Here is a 17,131-nt window from a genome sequence, read left to right as displayed (position 1 = left end):
TCAATTTATTAGTTCAATTATATATCAATAGAGTGTACTCTATTGATACAAGTATAGTAGACTGATAAAATCATAGTTAAGAGTGTCTCATAAGACTTGTCTCAAAAACGAGGTGAAATTTTGCAGAAAATCGGTTATGTACGCGTCAGTTCGACTAGCCAAAATCCTTCAAGGCAATTTCGGCAATTGAACGAAATTGGAATGGATATTATTTATGAAGAAAAAATTTCAGGAGCCACAAAAGATCGTGAACAACTTCAAAAAATGTTAGAGGATTTACAGGAAGGTGACATTATTTATGTTACAGATTTAACTCGGATCACTCGAAGTACGCAAGATTTATTTGAATTGATTGATTTAATACGAAATAAAAAGGCAAGCTTAAAATCACTTAAGGATACATGGCTAGATTTATCAGAAGATAATCCATATAGCCAATTCTTAATTACGGTAATGGCTGGTGTTAACCAATTAGAGCGAGACCTTATTCGTATGCGTCAGCGTGAAGGAATTGAGCTCGCAAAGAAAGAAGGGAAGTTTAAAGGACGGTTAAAGAAATATCATAAAAATCACGCAGGAATGAATTATGCAGTAAAGCTATATAAAGAAGGAAATATGACTGTAAATCAAATTTGTGAAATTACAAATGTATCTAGAGCTTCTTTATATAGAAAGCTATCGGAAGGAAAAAAATAAGCATTCATTACTTATATTAAAAATTTCCGGGGATTGTGAAACAACGTACCTAACCAAGCAGGCTATTTCTATAAGGAAGTATCAATATTTGTTTATCTAACTAGGCACGATCATCAAAGGGTTCCGAGTACATTTTAACGGAGATATACGCTAAACTCAGATTTAAAGCAAGGCTGTATTTTTCGAGAACACTTTATAAAAAACAACCTTAGTCAATCACAAACGAAGGTTGTTTTTATAAAGTCATGGTCTAATTAAAACAATTGCTGTCCCAAGAGCATACTTGAGACTGAAAAGGCACCAGCAGGTGGTAAAACATTAGTATATACGGGAGGTCCCAAACGGGTTGTAAAGGTTGTAGCAATCCAATTTCCGTATTCACCAGCCAGTAAAGAGGGAGGTTTCATTATAAACCGTCCACTTAAAATGAAATGCCGAATGCTTATAGCGGTCTCATCAAATATTGTCAAGTTGCCAAAAAAGGAGGCATATGGTGAATCGAAACTTATTTGTTTAGCGCTTTCGTCCCAATACCCATTAATCGGAATAGGTATACCACGAAAATTAACTGTACCTACTACTTTGTTGTCTACAATGGAATCAATGGTAAGTATACCCCTAATAATGGATCTCCCCGCAATAGAAGCATCAATCCCCCATACGGATGGAAAGGGGATACTAACTTTGGCTGTCTTTGGAATTTTCAAAATTAACCTCTCCTTGATTATTTTATGTATGGATTGAGTTGTATTTAATCATAATCCTGTAGTAATGATACAGTATATGCACAGAGAATCACTTAGGTGTTTTGTTAAGAAAGAAGCATCAATAATCAATCAGCCTACTGTCTAGATGAACAAGAGTTTGCCTGACCCACGAAAAATATGGAACATTAATTGCTGCTGCTCATACATATGGTCTCGCATTTGGAAAATTTCTTAGCTTTAAAATAAATCATCTGATTCAATGAAATGTAATGCCTATCATCACCTATTTTTATATGTATCTCAGACGAATTCCTATACCTCCGTTACTCTTCGATCATATTTTATTTGTACGAGTTGGTGTAAAATGTTTAAATTATATTTAGATCCTGGTCACGGGAGAATGGACCCAGGAGCTATTGGCAATGGGATGCAGGAAAAAGAAATTACCTAAAATATTTCCCATAGCATCCGAAATCTCTTGGAAAACCATTATGAAGGCCTGCAAATTAAAATGAGTAGAACAGCAGATATTACGCGCAGCTTGAAAGAACGTACAGATGATGCGAATGCTTGCGGTACGGGGGCCAAAGGATGGATTTGTGGAAGAAGTGGGAGTCAATGTGGCGTTAATTCGGAAACGAATCAAATCAACCAGCATGGTTTATGAAACGAAAAAAGTAGGCGTTCGCACGAAAACAACCGTTGCAATTCTTTACATGCGTGACATTGTTGATCCTAAGATTGTTCAAGATGTAAAGAATAAATTAGATGATCTTCACATTGACGGAGCGTTTAGCGCCACCCAGCTAGAAGAATTAATGGAACCGACAAAAGCATTGTTTCCTTTGATGGGGTATACAGGCAGAGCAGACTTTACCGTGAACTGTATGCTCAATGGGCGTGTAGCGTTGATTGTGGATGGTACACCGGCTGCGTTGATTGCGCCTGCCAATTTATTTTTGCTTGTGAAAGCACCCGAAGATATCCACTTTACTGCTTTGGCAGCTACATTTGGTCAAACGCTTCGTTTACTTGGCTTGTCCGTATCGCTACTGCTTCCTGCATTTTTTGTTGCCATTCTTTCCTATCATCAAGATCAGCTGCCCTATTATCTACTTGCCACTTTGGGGATTAACCGGTTGGGAATCCCTTTTGATGTGGCAGTTGAAATGTTTATTGCACTTCTCTTCTTAGAAATCCTGCGGGAAGCTGGTATCCGATTGCCTTCTGCGGTCGGCTCCACGGTAACGGTTGTAGGAGGACTTATCCTGGGGGATGCGGCCATTCGTGCTGGATTCTTATCCCCAGGTATCGTTGTCATCGGAGCAATTACACAAATCTTTGGTTCAACTTTATCGAGCCTATCATTGGCTGGAACGATTAGTACCTTACGCTTTTTTCTTTTCATTCTGTCTGCCACGCTTGGCATTTATGGCTTCTTTCTTGGATTATTTATTGTGCTCAGCCATTTAGCCTCATTGCGTTCATGCGGCTTACCTTACTTGGCCCCAATATCACCTCCATTTAAAGACTTGGCCAACGCTTTGTTTCGATTACCTTGGCCATGGCGAAACACTCGACCGGACATGTTGAAGACACGAGATTCTACAAGGCAAGGGGACAGGCATAAATGAGGAGATATAAAAGTATGGTTGCACTTTTCCTTCTTCTCACCCTTACCGGTTGCTGGAGCAGATATGAAGTGCAAAACATGAACTATGCTACGGCTGTTGGAATAGACTATGTCGATGGCCAATACACCTTGTATGTGCAATTGCTTGATTTCTCGACAGTGGCCAAGCTGGAGGGACAGCAAAAAGCGGAGCAGCCCCCGGTTTGGGTGGGCAAAGGCGAAGGTTCCTCGTTTACGGAGGCGGCAAATGATTTGTACAGTACATCACAACAACGCTTAAACTGGGGACAAATCTCTGCCATTTTGTTCAGCGAGAGATTGATGAAGGAAAACAAAGTCGGAGAAGTGCTGGAATTGATCAACCGTTATCGTGAAATAAGGTACTTGGCCTGGCTGTTTAGCGCAAGAGAGCCTCCTGAAGAAATCTTGCTGGCAACCCCATTTTTTAGATTATCGCCAAATGCATCCATTCTTCACAATCCCGAGCAAAATTTCAGACAGCGTTCTATCCTTGCTCCGGTCCGCCTGCAACAATTTGTACTGGACTCAAACGAAAAGGCCAGAACCAGTTATATACCGGAATTATCGCTTCACAAAGGTCAATGGCAGGAAAGTAATAAACCAAAAGAGCTGCTTAGATATTCTGGCATACATGTATATGATCTACACAATTATTATGGACGAATGGATCTTAAGGATTTGTCGGGAATGCCCTGGCTAAGTACTCACACGATCCGAGTACCTCTTGATTTGTTTGCCGAAGAGAAGCTTGCGGCTATTCTTGTCGCAGAAAAACCCAAATATGAAGTGACTCCTATTGTGAAATTGAACAAGGCGTATTTCGATATTTCAGTAAAAGTGAAGGCAGGGATCAATGAATTGCATACGGACCTTACCGAAAAGGAACTCACACAAATGGCTCAGGAAAAAATAGAGGAGCAAATCCGCAAAACGTATCAAACTGCTTTTAAAGAGGGTATAGATATTTACAATTTGGGCGAATCTTTGTATCGCAAACATCCACATCAATGGAAGAGCATTGCCACAGGAAAACAGCAACTCGTTTTAAACCAAGATTCCCTGCGCCATGTAAAGGTTGAGGTGAATATTGTTTACCCTGGAAGATATAAATTACATGAACATGGTGAATCCACCTCGTGATTCTGGCAAGTGAAATTATTAACTCACCTTGCTTCTTCTGCTTAGAGTTGGGGAAGCAAGGTTTTTGTTTCCAAAAAAATAGTTTAACGTTGTAAATCCGCATTTTCCTGACGGAACCCCTATAAAATCATTAAGGAAAGGCGTAATCTCCTCTCCATTCAGTCTCTCATTAACCACAAAACTTTGGGTAGATTCCATTGAAACAAATATGACATTGCGCTTTTCTGCAATCCCGAACATCTTTTCATTTGGCTTTGGTTTGTTGGCCATCAAATAATTTTGAATTTCAGTCAGTTCATCACTGTTTGCCAGTGCCTTTTTTGTACTGGTACGAGTCTGCAGTACGCCATCATATATGTGGAAGTTAAAGATCCCTATATTTTTGACTAATATTTCCCTGTCAAACGAACGGGTTAATAATTGAGGGCGTTCCGATTCAGCGAGTCCTAGATTGATAATGAAAATTGCCGTAACCATCACGAAGTAAATCCAACTTTCTTTGACAGTAGCTTTTTGAACATCATTATTTCGCTTGCTTGCCCACCAAATTAAAAGAAACACGTCTATGAACAATAGCAAATATAAAGGATTTACCAGCTCTCCTATACTGCTTCCTAAGTCACCCATATTGCTCGATTGAAATAATACAGGAATAGTCAGAAAATCATTAAAGAACTTATAGAACATAACATTAGCAATTAAAACGAGAGTAGATACTATGCCTACACTAATGACATAAATATTCCTTGCCCTTTCCTTCATAAACAGACCCAATCCAAACAATAACAACAAGAAACTCAGTGGGTTGAGAAATAAAATGAAGGCTTGCATTCCATTTTCTATCTTTATATCAAAGCTAGTCTTATAAATTACATAGGTTTTTAACCACATAAATAAGGTTGCCATGAATAAGAAGGAGTACTTTTTAAGTAAATTTTTAACCATTTTTCCACCTCTTAATTATTTATCGCAAACACTTTATCCTCTTTACCCTACCATTAAAAGAAAAAGTTTCCGGTCACTATGAACTGGAGACTTTTTCACATTAATATTCTTCACCAATAGTAATACTTTTTTATTTTACGATTAGAACTGGACTGTTTACTCTTTTTACTACTTTATGGCTCACACTTCCTAATACCATTTCCTGCAAAGAATTTAGGCCGCGGCTTCCTATCACAATCAAATCAAACTCTCCTTGGTTTGCATATTCAACTATTGTAGGGCCGGGTTCACCATGCAATATCTTCACGTGGTAAGTCAATGAATTGGATTTTAGTTGCTCTTCAATGGGTAAAAGCTTCTTTCGCCTAGATAGTTCAAGTTCCTCTCTTCCCTGGGAGTGAAGAACATCTCTCTTTGTTTTTGAGAAGTCCGCTACATAAACCACTTCAATAAAGCATTCCTTGCATAAAGAAGCAATTTTTATTGATTCTTCAGTAGCTCTAATTGAATGCTCCGATCCATCCACAGCTAACAAAATCCTTTTGTACATGTTTCTCACTCCTATTAAAATTAATGGCCGGACAGCTTTGCATTTGAATTGTTATATATGGCCAGCTTATCAACAAGCTTTTGGCTGGCCGAATCCAAATTTTTGATGGTCACAACATTTTTATTCTCTCGATATTTAATTACCACTTTGTCAATCGCTCCTACTGCTGAATCATCCCAGATATGGGCGCCTGAGAAATCGATAATGATATTTTTATTTTCCGCAGAGAAATCAAAAGCTTCTAAAAACCCTTCTACAGATGCAAAGAACAACTGACCTTCCACCTGAAAAACCGTATTTTGCTTTTCTTGCTTTTTAGTTACCTTTATTGTTGAAATCTTAGCTACGAAGAATATGGCACTTAAAATGACACCGGCGATAACTCCTTTAGACAAATCATGAGTGGCAACTACGATAGCAACCGTTACCAGCATAACTACTGCATCACTTTTAGGAGCCTTTTTTAAATAAGAAAACGAAGTCCAATCAAATGTACCAATGGAGACCATAATCATAATGCCCACGAGAACCGACATTGGAATTCGAACCACTAAATCGCCTAAAACAATAATTAAAAACATTAAAAAGGCACCTGCAATAAGCGTTGATAGTCTGCCTCTCCCTCCAGATTTCACATTAATCACGGACTGTCCAATCATCGCGCAACCTGCCATCCCTCCAAAGAAGCCTGTAACGATGTTGGCAATTCCCTGTCCCTTTGACTCGCGAGTTTTATTACTTTCTGTGCCTGTCATATCATCAACAATAGATGCAGTTAATAAGGCCTCAAGCAACCCAACAATTGCTAAGGCTAAGGAATAAGGGAAAATAATTTGTAATGTTTCAAAAGTAAATGGAACGTCTGGAATGAAAAATGAAGGCAAGGATTGAGTGATCGCACCTAAATCACCGACAGTTCTCAAGTCGGCATTAGAAAAAATCGCCACAGCTGTTAACGCGATAATTGCGATTAATGGAGCTGGGACTACCTTGATAAATCTCGGCAATACATACACAATCACTAAAGTGATGGCAACAAAGACATAAGTCAAAGTTGAAATCCCGATAAAATGAGGAACCTGCGCCATAAAAATCAGTATGGCCAATGCATTTACAAAGCCAATCATCACGGCACGTGGGATAAATTTCATCACTTTGGCTACCTTAAACACACCAAATATCACTTGGATTATACCTGTTAAAATAGTGGCTGCCAGTAAATAATTAAGCCCATGCTCTTTAACCAACGGTACCATCAGTAATGCCATCGCACCGGTGGCAGCTGAAATCATTCCTGGCCTTCCACCCACAAACGCAATAATGACTGCAATACAGAAAGAAGCATATAATCCAACCATCGGATCAACACCTGCTATAATGGAGAAGGCGATAGCCTCTGGTATTAAGGCAAGAGCAACTACAATACCAGCAAGGACATCTCCTCTCACATTGGAGAACCATTCTTTCTTTAACTTCTCGACCATTATGTTTACACCTCAGTTTATATTTATTTTTTGACTTTTTAACTCTCATAAAAGTCGAATTTAAAACCCAATAAAATGAGTGTACCATCTTTTGTCCCAAAATTGAACCTTTTTGGTCCTTTTTTATAGTAATAACTTTATGGTATGATAAGGAAAAGCACGAACAGTTAGGAGAATATGACATGTTAATTGGTTATATGAGACCCCATCAACAAGACCTCAACTGTGAAATACAATTAAGCAACTTAAAAAAAATGAATTGTGAAATAATCATTGCAGAAGAACATTCATCTCCAAAAAAACGCACGCAACTTAAAAATTTAATCCACAATCTTAATAAGAATGACAAAGTAGTTGTGACAAGACTTTTTACTTTAGCTGATTCAACACGACATCTTGTAGAGTTACTAGAAGAGATTGAATCGAAAGGTGCTTATATTATCTCTCTTCATGAGAATATCGATACTAGTATCAAATCTGGATATCCATTCACTGAAATTGTGAAACATCTTGTTGAATTTCAAAGCGATGCAATAAGCGAAAAAACAAAAATAGGATTGTCAGAAGCCAAAGAGAAGGGTGTTAGTGCTGGTAGACCAAGAAAACCTGATAAAAATGTTCAACGCGCGATTGAAATGTATCAAAGTAAAAATTATAGCCTGTCACAAATAAAAGAAGAGACGGGGATTAGTAAATCCACCTTATATCGATACTTAGAAAATTAGATAAAAAAACGATCATGATAAGAAATTTCCTTACATGATCGTTTTTGATTGAACGAGACTATAACCACTTTCACAAATTACAAAACAATAACCAAACTTGCAAAAAGTGGGGTTATTTAGATAGCAAATATTAGCAACTGTTTCTGGATTGGTATACCCTAAAACAAAAACGCCTACCTAATTGATAGACGTCAAGATATATATTCAACGAATGACGGACTCCGTAAAAGCCCCGTCTTCGTGTAGTTCCTAAATTTAACCCGGCACTTGATTTTCGGTTCAATGAATGTAAACTTCTTATTTTCATCCACGATCAAATCTCTGTACTCACCATAGAATTGTTTCCGAGCAGCCGGTGTCATGAACTCCATTAAACCACCAGGCTTTAGCCTGCCATTTTCTTCAAAAGCCAGCAGCAACCCAAACTTATCTTTTCGCAAACCGGTAATCACCACATCAGTATATTGATAGTTAATTACCTTCAGCCAATCGTGTGATCTCTTCTTGATCTGATATTTGGAATCAGCTTTTTTAAGGACAATACCTTCAAGTCCGTTCTGTTTCACTAAATCGAAATAAGCTCGGCCATTCCCATGCAGCCATTGTACCTTTGAAATATGCTTTTCATTTTCCACTAGCGAATCAAGCAGCTCTTTTCTCTGCAGCAATGGCAGATGTGTCACTTTCTCACCCTTATGATAAAGAACATCAAATATACAATACTGAATGGTATGCTCCGATCGCTTCGACTGAAACCTTTCCATCATGGCCTCAAAATCTGGCTTGCCTTCTGAATCGGATACGATTATCTCTCCATCAAGGACTGTGCCATCAGGAATATTTAAATGCAGCAGCTCCGGGAACTTGGCGGTCACTTCGTTGTTATGTCGCGAATACAGCTTAATTTGGTTATTGAATTTGGTTAATATCAATCTGATCCCATCAAGTTTGAGTTCAGTGATGTATTTTTCATCGTCAAAAGGTTCGTCTGACTTTTCTAATAGCATTGGTGCAGCAAACACCTGATAATCACCTCTGATTAATAGTAGCACGACAGCTGCGATAATTCTGGTGAAAAGGTGTTTGTAAGTTATTCCTAGCTTTCCATTAATGACGAATCATTTGTATAGTGATATTTCAAGAATATTGCTATCTTTTTATTTGGTCTTTATTGGATTGGATATACCACATTGGAACTTCCATCAGTTTGCCTTCATCTTCCTCATGCCCTGTGGACAAAACCTCAAATACAATAGCATCTTCTTTAATTTCAACTACTTTAACACAAATTTCTTCAAATTTTAGTGTTTCACCTATTTTAAAGTCCATTTGATAAAAACTCCTTTTTGACTCCATAATTTTCTTAAACTATCCTGCCCCTTTAGTGGAACAAGAAAGATACAATACACATTATCTCTAGTAAACAGCCTCCAAGAATTCTTGGAGGCTTGACTTACAGATTATGCGATATTCTATGCTTTGCTTTTCGATTGAAAGAACCATTTCATCATTGGTGGAGTCACAATGGTGGAAACCAGTATTACGACGACAATCACAGCAAACATATCTTGTGAAAGTAAGTCAGATTCAAGTCCCAATGCTGCCAGAATCAATGCGACTTCTCCCCTTGAAACCATCGCTGCTCCGATTCCCAATGAGCTGTTCCAATTAAACCCAGCCCATTTTGCCCCGAGCGAAGCACCAACTAATTTGGTCATGATTGCGATAAGGCTTAAAACTGTAATTAAACCCAAATTTTCACCTATACCTGCAAATTGAGCTGTCACACCAATGGATGTGAAGAACACGGGAACAAAGATGGCGTAACTGATCGTCTCGACCTTTTCAAAAACTTCTCCCTTGAAGTTTGTCACGCTGATAGCAACACCTGCGATATAGGCTCCGATAATCGCAGCCACTCCCGTATATTCAGCGAGGAAAGCATAAACGAAGCAAATAATTAGGGCGGACGAGATCACCGTTTCCGAGTCTTTTAATGTTGAAAACTTTTTCAAGAACCACGGTACCAATTTCCATCCAATAAGAATCGCTCCAGCAAAGAATAGTACCTTTTTAAGCACGACTGTCGTCAAACTTACATCTCCGCCTGCAAAGCTCATTAAGAATGCCAAGGCAATGATTACAACTAAGTCGTCAATTACAGCAGCCCCTAAAATCGTGGTGCCTTCTCGGGTTTGCAATTGATTCATCTCCTTTAGAGCCTGCACGGAAATACTAACGCTGGTAGCAGAGAGCAGCAAACCGAGGAACCAAGATTCGAAAGTACCAAGGTTCAATGTGATGCCTGCTAAGTAACCAATTAACAGAGGAACTACGATACCGCCCAAACCTACATATGCGGAGGCTTTCCCGGTGCGTTTAAATTCATCCAGGTCCGTTTCTAAGCCAGCGATGAACATCAAAAGTATAACACCGATCTGACTAAATTCTGCCAGTGTTTCTGTTTCATTCACCAAGCCCAGGAAGGAGGGACCCAAGACAATTCCGATCAATAATTGTCCGAGAACTGCGGGCTGCCCCAATCTCACGCTCAAGCTCCCGGCTATTTTGGCTGTAACTATAATAATGGCTAACTGTAGTATTAACACCCATATTCCACCTTTCATCTTTATTATTTGTTTTATAACACACAGACATACAAAAAGAGCCTGTCACCAAGGGACATACGTATCCCTTGGTGACAGGCTCCTCCAAGTCATTGAAGTATTCAAATGTATTATTATTTATTATTATCTCATAATTTGATCAAATCCGTACCCTATTGCTTATCGCTCTTAAATGGGTATCCTTATTCAACTAACCTTCCCCGTTAGTTTAACAAAAAAGAGCTGCCACGATAACAGCTCTGATCTTAAACTCATGCACCCGTTTGTTTAAGTACTTCACATTCTTTATTCATTATCTCGACAGTCTATTATCACTATTGTTTCGATTCTTTATTCTTAAGATGCCAAGATAAACAAAGAGCATAGAACCTGCTAGTCCTATTGTGGCAGGCAGAATAATTGATTTTCCTGAATTACCAGCAAAAATTAAACTCCATCCTATTTTTCCGAATGCGATAAAAGTCATAACCGAAAAACCAAACCAGATGTTTCTCTGCCAAAAAGCAAGAGCTAGCAAGGTAAGTGACAGTGGAATGATTAATGTAACCAAAATCTTCACCATTCCCCAATCACTGGTCAGATAGCCTACTTCATATTGAAGGAATTCCTGTACATCAGCATTAACCGAACTCGGTTCAGGGAACCAAAACATGCTCGTAAAAATGCAAAACAGGGTACACGAAATCCCTGCCAAACTTCTTTTGAAAGCAAAGAAACAAAAAGGAATAATGAAAATCGGCCTGATAAACCATGAAAGTTGATTGTGATGCCGTGCGAATGCCCATTCAAGAAAATTACGATTTACTCCGAAAGCAATCAAGAAACCGACAGAAGCCAAAGCAAACAAAATAGCAAATGATTTATCATATTTTTTGAACATAACTATTCACCCCTTCCATTTACACTGAAGAAGAAGAAAGCACTTTAAATAGACATCAGTTCTTCCTTGTTACAAAAATACAATTCAGATTAACAATTGAAGGATAACAAAGAACGTTCAACCCTACCCAAAAAATACCATATGCGGCTGATTATATATACGAAATTGTTGCACTAACCTGCCTGTTAGTGGAAGAAGTATTTTTTGAACAACTATATTATTTTTTAAATGATTTTATTGTAAAATAAACAACTTTATTATCTCTGCACATCATTTCGGAGTAAATATCAAAAAAAGCACTCTTTCTACAGAGTAAGGGTGCTTTAACCTGTTTATAACTCGATATAAAATGTATGTGTTTCAATATACTCTTTATTTGACTCGATATAGTCAGTAATAATGCCAATCACTTCGTGTAGGTTTTCAATGCTTGTTTCTGTTCGCGGAACTGTATCACCCGGAACATTATGGTGATGAAAGGGATCTGTTTTTACATGTCTTGGTGGTTCTGGGTGTTCTTGTTTATCAAAAGAAGTAATATGTCTTTCGTGTTTACTCTTTCTGTTTCTTCCTTGAACAACAGGGTATTCCCAAGCATAACGATATTCTTCAATATCGCCTAAATCACTGTATTTTTCGTTTATAGATAAGACCGTTTCCCCGTAAATATTATGATTATTTAGTGGCAATGTAGCAACAACTCTTGCCTCTCCCTTTGCCTTTATTTCAGGTATCTTGTTGTGATTAAAGAGTTGAGGATTTGATTCGAAAAGGTCAGCAAAATATTGAACCCTTTCTATTTGCATTTGTTGTTTTGGGTTATTCATATTGTAGTTTGTTTAATTCTTCAAGAGCATCTCGCCAATCAAAATAATCATCAGGTTCATCAAGGGAATACGGATCATCTATATTTTCAAAAACTTCTTCAAATGTTCCATTGTAAATGTTCTGGAATTCGCTAATTTCATCCATCAGTTCTTTAATTACATCTTCTTTTATGCGATTACGTATACGATAGTGTTGATACAAAGCTTGAATTCGTGATGCCCAAACGCCGTTTTGCCAATAGAAAAAATTATGGAGAGGGTAACAACGATGACCTACGTCTGTAATCCTTTCCATACCAGTAGATACATACCGGCTTAGGGTAGCTTTAGATATACCTAATAACTTTTGAAGTTGGTGTGAAGTAATCAAGGCTTTACGATGGTAAATATACTCAAGCTTACCCCGTTCAGTAATTAATAGAAACATTTGGTCTAAAGCATATTTTGCTTTGGCAAAAGATTCTATAAGTGGGAGCCTAGTATCCTTTAGGATGTTATTCAATTCATCTGTCCATTTACTATAAAGAGCTTGTTCTTGAATGAAAACAGTGTCTTTGGCCGGAGTTATAGTAATAAGATACGAATGATATTTCATTTGCATCGCATATGCGTAATTTGAAACCAATTCAACAGCGCTTATATCTGGATGCTGGGTTAGCTTATTAACTAATTTGTTACTAAATTCTTCTCGAAACCCTGATGAATTTGCATTATCATTTTGCAAAGAAATCAATTCTATCCCTCCTTTCCTTTATTTTACCATACAATGAAACGAAATTGTATTTTTGTTTCATTATACTCATTTCTTTCCCTTTTTATGCTGCATATAACCAAAACATAAAGAATATTTTTATCTTAAAGATTTTGTTTATAAAGGTATACTTTTAGGACAAGTTATCATTCTATGTTAATAACGTTTGAAAACTCCTTAAATATTATTTTTTAAACGTTTATGTTATTACATAGATTTTATAAACATATTGGTATATAATGGTGAAGTAGGGAGAGTGAAAAAGGTTGACAAATTTCGGATATGTTCGAGTTAGTTCTAAAGATCAAAATGAAGCACGCCAAATACATAAAATGAAGGAATTGGGGATAGAAGAAAGATTTATCTTCATTGATAAATTATCCGGAAAAGATTTTGACAGACCGCAATATCTGTTATTAAAAAGATTTATCCAAAAAGGTGATTTAATTTACATCGATGCGTTAGACCGATTAGGACGCAACTATGATGGTATCCTTCAAGAATGGAAAGAAATCACTAGGATTTTGCAAGCAGACATAATTGTCCTGGAGAATGCCGAGCTTTTTGACAGTAGGAAATTTCGTTCAATGGGTGATATGGGGAAAATGCTTGAAGATCAATTTCTAAGTTTGCTTGCATATGCAGCCGAGCAAGAGAGGAAGAGAATACTTTTAAGACAAGCTGAAGGAATAGCTGCCGCAAAAGCTTCAGGGCAAACATTTGGTAGGCCTAGCATTAATTACATCAATCTCACAACGGAACAAAAATATTTAATTGAAAAGAATTATGAACGATGGAAATCGAAAAAAATTACTGCGGTTGAGTTTATGAAGCTGCTAGATCTGAAGAAAAATACTTTCTATAAAGTAATTAAACAATATGGGGTACGACCGAGATACATGTAAAAAAGGGTCATAGTATGGTATTGTTTACCATTTATAACCCTTTCTTGCTCTTTACTTTCTTATATACTATACAGGAATATCTTCCTCGATTGGTTGTGGAATATTTTCTAAATCGATCATATAGTCTCCGAAACGTTTTATATGCCTAGTCAGATAAGGGCTAAGCATGACAATATCTTCTTTTGAAAATACATAGCCTTCTTTAGAAAGTTCCCACAAAATAAGTGTTATATCACATACATTTTGGAATATTACTGCGTTGGCAACTAAATCATTATATTTAATTCGCTTTTCTTGTTCTTCTGGATCATTTTCTGAAATGATCCCATCGCCACCAAAAAATAGCCATTTGGAAAAGCCGTTATATGCTTCGACTTTGTTTGTACTAGCACCAATTTGCTCTCTTAGTTTTATATCAGAAATATATTTAAGCAAAAATACAGTTCTTACAATCCTTCCTAATTCCCTAAAAGCTTGATATAATCGGTTTTTTCTACTATAGTTACTTAGTTTTCTAAGTAGTGTAGAGGGTAATATTTTACCAGCTTTTATAGAAAGAACCTGTCACTTTAATCGGTAAATTGCACCTGTTTTAAGTGCTATTTTGCACTTCAAAATACGCCTATTCTAAACAATAAAAGCACTTATCCAAGCTGTGAGCTGGTAACAAGTGCTTTACGTTTTATTTTAGAGGTTTTTCCAAATAGCGATAAATGGTTGTTCGAGATACGCCCCATTTTTCCGCCACATCTTTAATTGATGTACCATTTTCAATGAGCGATTTCATCATTTCAATATCTTTCGCTTCCAGTTTCTCCGGACGTCCCCCAAGACGACCACGCGCTCTAGCTGCTGCTCGTCCTGCTGCTGAGCGTTCCTCGATCAGATTCCGTTCAAATTCTGCAAAGGCTGCGAAGAGGTGGAACATTAATTGCCCCGTTGCGTTGCTTTTGTCCATCGTTAGGTTTTCTTGCAGGCTGTGAAAGCCCACACCTCGTTCGTTCAAAGTATTCACAATCTGTATTAAGTCCTGCATGTTGCGACCAAGACGATCTAATCGCCAAACAACAATGGTATCGCCTTCACGTGCATATTGAAGTGCTTCCTCCAAGCCAGGGCGCTGCTTTTTCGCTCCACTCATCTTATCGTGAAAGATTTTTCCACAGCCATGTTGCGTTAACGCATCCATTTGTAAATCTAAATTTTGTAACCCTGTCGAAACGCGCGCATATCCAATTAACACCAGTAATCACTCTTTTCTCATTTTTCCTTTAAGTTCATTGTAACATAAGATAGAATTCAATATGTTATTGAACATAGAATAATGAACAGAGTTTTGTAACACCTATAGCCTTAAAAAACATTCATTTCAACGGATATCTGAGTGTGTTCAGAAAAGGACGAGTTTTAGAACACATAGAGTAGCATAAGTAGTGGTCATGTTAGATTTTGGAACATGAAGAGTAAAATAAAAAGCGCTGATAATTCCGAATAACCGGGTATGTACACTTTTTGCTTTTTATACAAAATGAGCAATAGATGTAAAAAAAACCCGTTGTTAGACGGATGCAGTAAATGGGGACCATCGCTGAGCTGTAATTTCTTGTATACATTAAAGTAGTAGTAACCGAAATGGCACAAGTCCCTATAGCTGCATAAACCAAAAATGTAGGGAGCCAAAGTCAAAACGCTTTCACATCTAAAACTTATAAATTTTTGACGCACAGATTTTTAGATTTATTTTAACTGTTCTCTCAAAGATTGTTGCTATCGTGCATAATTTAGGCATTTGAAAAGGCGTACCTCTGATAATAGATTAGTACGCCTTTTCCATCTCATTTTTAATGTCAAAGCGGGAGTCGAACTGAAGCAAACGTCCTATTTAGTCAAATAGAACTAAAAATAAATAAAAAAACATATAAATTTCTTCAATGGGTATATTATATACAAGTTATATCAATTTATAGTAGGAGGTTTTACTTGTGAAAGCAGTTACTTTTCAAGGTTCCAAGGATATGCAAGTGAAAGAAGTTCCAGATGCGAAGCTTCAACAAAAAGACGATATTGTCGTGCGCATTACATCAACAGCGATATGCGGATCTGACTTACATATTTATCAAGGTGCCCTGCCAGCTGAAAAAGATTACGTAGTTGGCCACGAGCCTATGGGTATTGTAGAAGAAGTAGGGCCAGAGGTAACAAAAGTGAAGAAAGGGGACAGAGTTGTCATACCGTTTAATATTTCGTGTGGCAGCTGTTTCTATTGTCAGCATGATTTGGAGAGCCAATGCGATAATTCTAATCCAAATCCAGAAATTGATACAGGCGGATATTTTGGATTTACGGAGCGTTACGGTAATCATCCAGGTGGACAAGCTGAATATTTGCGTGTTCCTTATGGGAATTTTATGCCTTTTGTAATTCCTGAATCTGTTGAACTTGAAGATGAAGCATTACTGTTTATGTCTGATGTACTACCAACTGCTTATTGGAGCATTGAAAGTGCAGGGGTAAAAAAAGGGGATACAGTTGCCGTACTCGGCTGTGGACCGGTTGGGTTAATGGCGCAAAAGTTTGCATGGATGAAAGGCGCAAAAAGAGTCATTGCGGTCGATAATCTTCCATATAGGCTTGAACGTGCCAAAAAAATGAACAATGTTGAAATTTATAATTTTGATGAATTTGATGATATGGGTTCCCATATTAAAGAAATCACAAATGGCGGTGTAGACGCAGTCATTGACTGCGTAGGGATGGATGGTAAAAAAACACCCCTCGAAGCTGCCGAACAAAAGATGAAGCTTATTGGTGGAACAATTAGCCCGATCAAAATCGGTATGAATGCTGTGAGAAAATTTGGAACGTTGCAGCTGACTGGGGTCTACGGGTCCAAATATAACCAGTTCCCTTTAGGGAATATATTTGAAAGAAATGTACAAATAAAAATGGGCCAAGCACCTGTCATACATTACATGCCAATGCTCTTTAAAATGATTACGTCGGGAGAGTTGGACCCAACAGAAATCGTCTCTCATAAAATGCGTCTAGACCAGGCGAGCGAAGCCTATCAAATCTTTAATGATCACGAAGATGAGTGTGTCAAAGTCATTCTTCAACCCTAATCTTACTATACACTTCCAGATTGTATTATAACCAATAGTATACTTTTTATCACTATGTAAAAGTAAAGTGTGTACTTACAAAATAATGCTATATTGGGGTACGACCGAGATACATGTA

Annotated in this window: 17 protein-coding genes and 2 pseudogenes; 7 read left to right on the top strand and 12 right to left on the bottom strand. The window is 37.6% G+C overall.

Features of this window, described 5'->3' with window-relative positions; all coding sequences use genetic code 11:
• Nucleotides 1–120 precede the first annotated feature (120 nt).
• A complete protein-coding gene (locus tag FA727_RS19640; protein ID WP_001169292.1) occupies nucleotides 121–696 on the top strand; it encodes a recombinase family protein in 576 nt (191 codons plus the stop codon).
• A gap of 254 nt (nucleotides 697–950) precedes the next feature.
• Here the strand turns inward: FA727_RS19640 and FA727_RS19635 are convergent, their stop codons facing one another.
• Complete coding sequence (locus FA727_RS19635) at nucleotides 951–1,403, bottom strand: hypothetical protein (RefSeq protein ID WP_126411083.1); 453 nt, start codon at nucleotides 1,401–1,403, stop codon at nucleotides 951–953.
• 511 nt (nucleotides 1,404–1,914) lie between these two features.
• Between FA727_RS19635 and FA727_RS24820 the strand changes: the two genes are divergently transcribed.
• From FA727_RS24820 to FA727_RS19620, 3 genes are read left to right on the top strand one after another with little or no spacing between them, the layout of a single operon-like run.
• Complete coding sequence (locus tag FA727_RS24820; RefSeq protein WP_246041973.1) at nucleotides 1,915–2,070, top strand: hypothetical protein; 156 nt, start codon at nucleotides 1,915–1,917, stop codon at nucleotides 2,068–2,070.
• Complete coding sequence (locus tag FA727_RS19625) at nucleotides 2,003–3,037, top strand: spore germination protein (protein WP_231120556.1); 1,035 nt, start codon at nucleotides 2,003–2,005, stop codon at nucleotides 3,035–3,037. The genes FA727_RS24820 and FA727_RS19625 overlap by 68 nt, the downstream gene beginning before the upstream one ends.
• 14 nt (nucleotides 3,038–3,051) lie before the next feature.
• Entirely contained in the window at nucleotides 3,052–4,197 is a 1,146-nt protein-coding gene (locus FA727_RS19620; RefSeq protein ID WP_126410777.1) for a Ger(x)C family spore germination protein, read from the top strand.
• Between the two features lie 120 nt (nucleotides 4,198–4,317).
• On the opposite strand, the pseudogene FA727_RS19615 reads toward FA727_RS19620, so the two are convergent.
• From FA727_RS19615 to FA727_RS19605, 3 genes and pseudogenes are all read right to left on the bottom strand, one after another.
• A pseudogene (locus FA727_RS19615) lies at nucleotides 4,318–5,142 on the bottom strand (LTA synthase family protein); the annotation flags it as partial.
• A gap of 130 nt (nucleotides 5,143–5,272) precedes the next feature.
• Complete coding sequence (locus FA727_RS19610) at nucleotides 5,273–5,692, bottom strand: universal stress protein (protein ID WP_126410715.1); 420 nt, start codon at nucleotides 5,690–5,692, stop codon at nucleotides 5,273–5,275.
• 20 nt (nucleotides 5,693–5,712) lie between these two features.
• A complete protein-coding gene (locus FA727_RS19605; protein WP_126410716.1) occupies nucleotides 5,713–7,176 on the bottom strand; it encodes a SulP family inorganic anion transporter in 1,464 nt (487 codons plus the stop codon).
• Between the two features lie 182 nt (nucleotides 7,177–7,358).
• On the opposite strand from FA727_RS19605, the gene FA727_RS19600 reads away from it, so the two are divergent.
• A complete protein-coding gene (locus tag FA727_RS19600; protein ID WP_126410717.1) occupies nucleotides 7,359–7,901 on the top strand; it encodes a recombinase family protein in 543 nt (180 codons plus the stop codon).
• Between the two features lie 191 nt (nucleotides 7,902–8,092).
• On the opposite strand, the gene FA727_RS19595 is transcribed toward FA727_RS19600, so the two are convergent.
• The 6 genes from FA727_RS19595 to FA727_RS19570 form a co-directional block, all read right to left on the bottom strand.
• Nucleotides 8,093–8,923, bottom strand: a complete 831-nt coding sequence (locus tag FA727_RS19595; protein WP_126410718.1) for an ATP-dependent DNA ligase — start codon at nucleotides 8,921–8,923, stop codon at nucleotides 8,093–8,095.
• Nucleotides 8,924–9,050: 127 nt separating this feature from the next.
• Complete coding sequence (locus tag FA727_RS19590) at nucleotides 9,051–9,230, bottom strand: hypothetical protein (protein WP_126410719.1); 180 nt, start codon at nucleotides 9,228–9,230, stop codon at nucleotides 9,051–9,053.
• 143 nt (nucleotides 9,231–9,373) lie between these two features.
• Nucleotides 9,374–10,510, bottom strand: coding sequence for a cation:proton antiporter (locus tag FA727_RS19585; protein WP_136833194.1), 1,137 nt, complete (start codon nucleotides 10,508–10,510; stop codon nucleotides 9,374–9,376).
• 310 nt (nucleotides 10,511–10,820) lie between these two features.
• Complete coding sequence (locus FA727_RS19580) at nucleotides 10,821–11,408, bottom strand: hypothetical protein (RefSeq protein ID WP_126410721.1); 588 nt, start codon at nucleotides 11,406–11,408, stop codon at nucleotides 10,821–10,823.
• Nucleotides 11,409–11,740: 332 nt separating this feature from the next.
• The gene (locus tag FA727_RS19575; protein ID WP_126410722.1) at nucleotides 11,741–12,235 is read right to left on the bottom strand and encodes a toxin-antitoxin system TumE family protein; all 495 of its coding nucleotides are present in this window, start codon (nucleotides 12,233–12,235) and stop codon (nucleotides 11,741–11,743) included.
• Entirely contained in the window at nucleotides 12,228–12,968 is a 741-nt protein-coding gene (locus FA727_RS19570) for a hypothetical protein (RefSeq protein WP_126410723.1), read from the bottom strand. The genes FA727_RS19575 and FA727_RS19570 overlap by 8 nt, the downstream gene beginning before the upstream one ends.
• 284 nt (nucleotides 12,969–13,252) lie before the next feature.
• Between FA727_RS19570 and FA727_RS19565 the strand changes: the two genes are divergently transcribed.
• Nucleotides 13,253–13,891 carry a recombinase family protein gene (locus FA727_RS19565; RefSeq protein ID WP_126410724.1) on the top strand — a complete coding sequence of 213 codons (639 nt, stop codon included), beginning with the start codon at nucleotides 13,253–13,255 and terminating at the stop codon, nucleotides 13,889–13,891.
• A gap of 66 nt (nucleotides 13,892–13,957) precedes the next feature.
• Here the strand turns inward: FA727_RS19565 and FA727_RS19560 are convergent.
• Both FA727_RS19560 and FA727_RS19555 read right to left on the bottom strand, forming a co-directional pair.
• Nucleotides 13,958–14,452 (bottom strand): annotated as a pseudogene (locus FA727_RS19560) (Tn3 family transposase); the annotation flags it as partial.
• Between the two features lie 121 nt (nucleotides 14,453–14,573).
• Entirely contained in the window at nucleotides 14,574–15,134 is a 561-nt protein-coding gene (locus FA727_RS19555) for a recombinase family protein (RefSeq protein ID WP_072501987.1), read from the bottom strand.
• Nucleotides 15,135–15,873: 739 nt separating this feature from the next.
• Between FA727_RS19555 and FA727_RS19550 the strand changes: the two genes are divergently transcribed.
• A complete protein-coding gene (locus FA727_RS19550) occupies nucleotides 15,874–17,013 on the top strand; it encodes a zinc-dependent alcohol dehydrogenase (protein ID WP_066154501.1) in 1,140 nt (379 codons plus the stop codon).
• The last annotated feature ends 118 nt before the right edge of the window (nucleotides 17,014–17,131 follow it).

The organism is Robertmurraya kyonggiensis (assembly GCF_005116465.1).
GTDB classification, from domain to species: Bacteria; Bacillota; Bacilli; order Bacillales; family Cytobacillaceae; genus Robertmurraya; species Robertmurraya kyonggiensis.
This window is presented reverse-complemented; position numbering and strand designations above follow the sequence as displayed.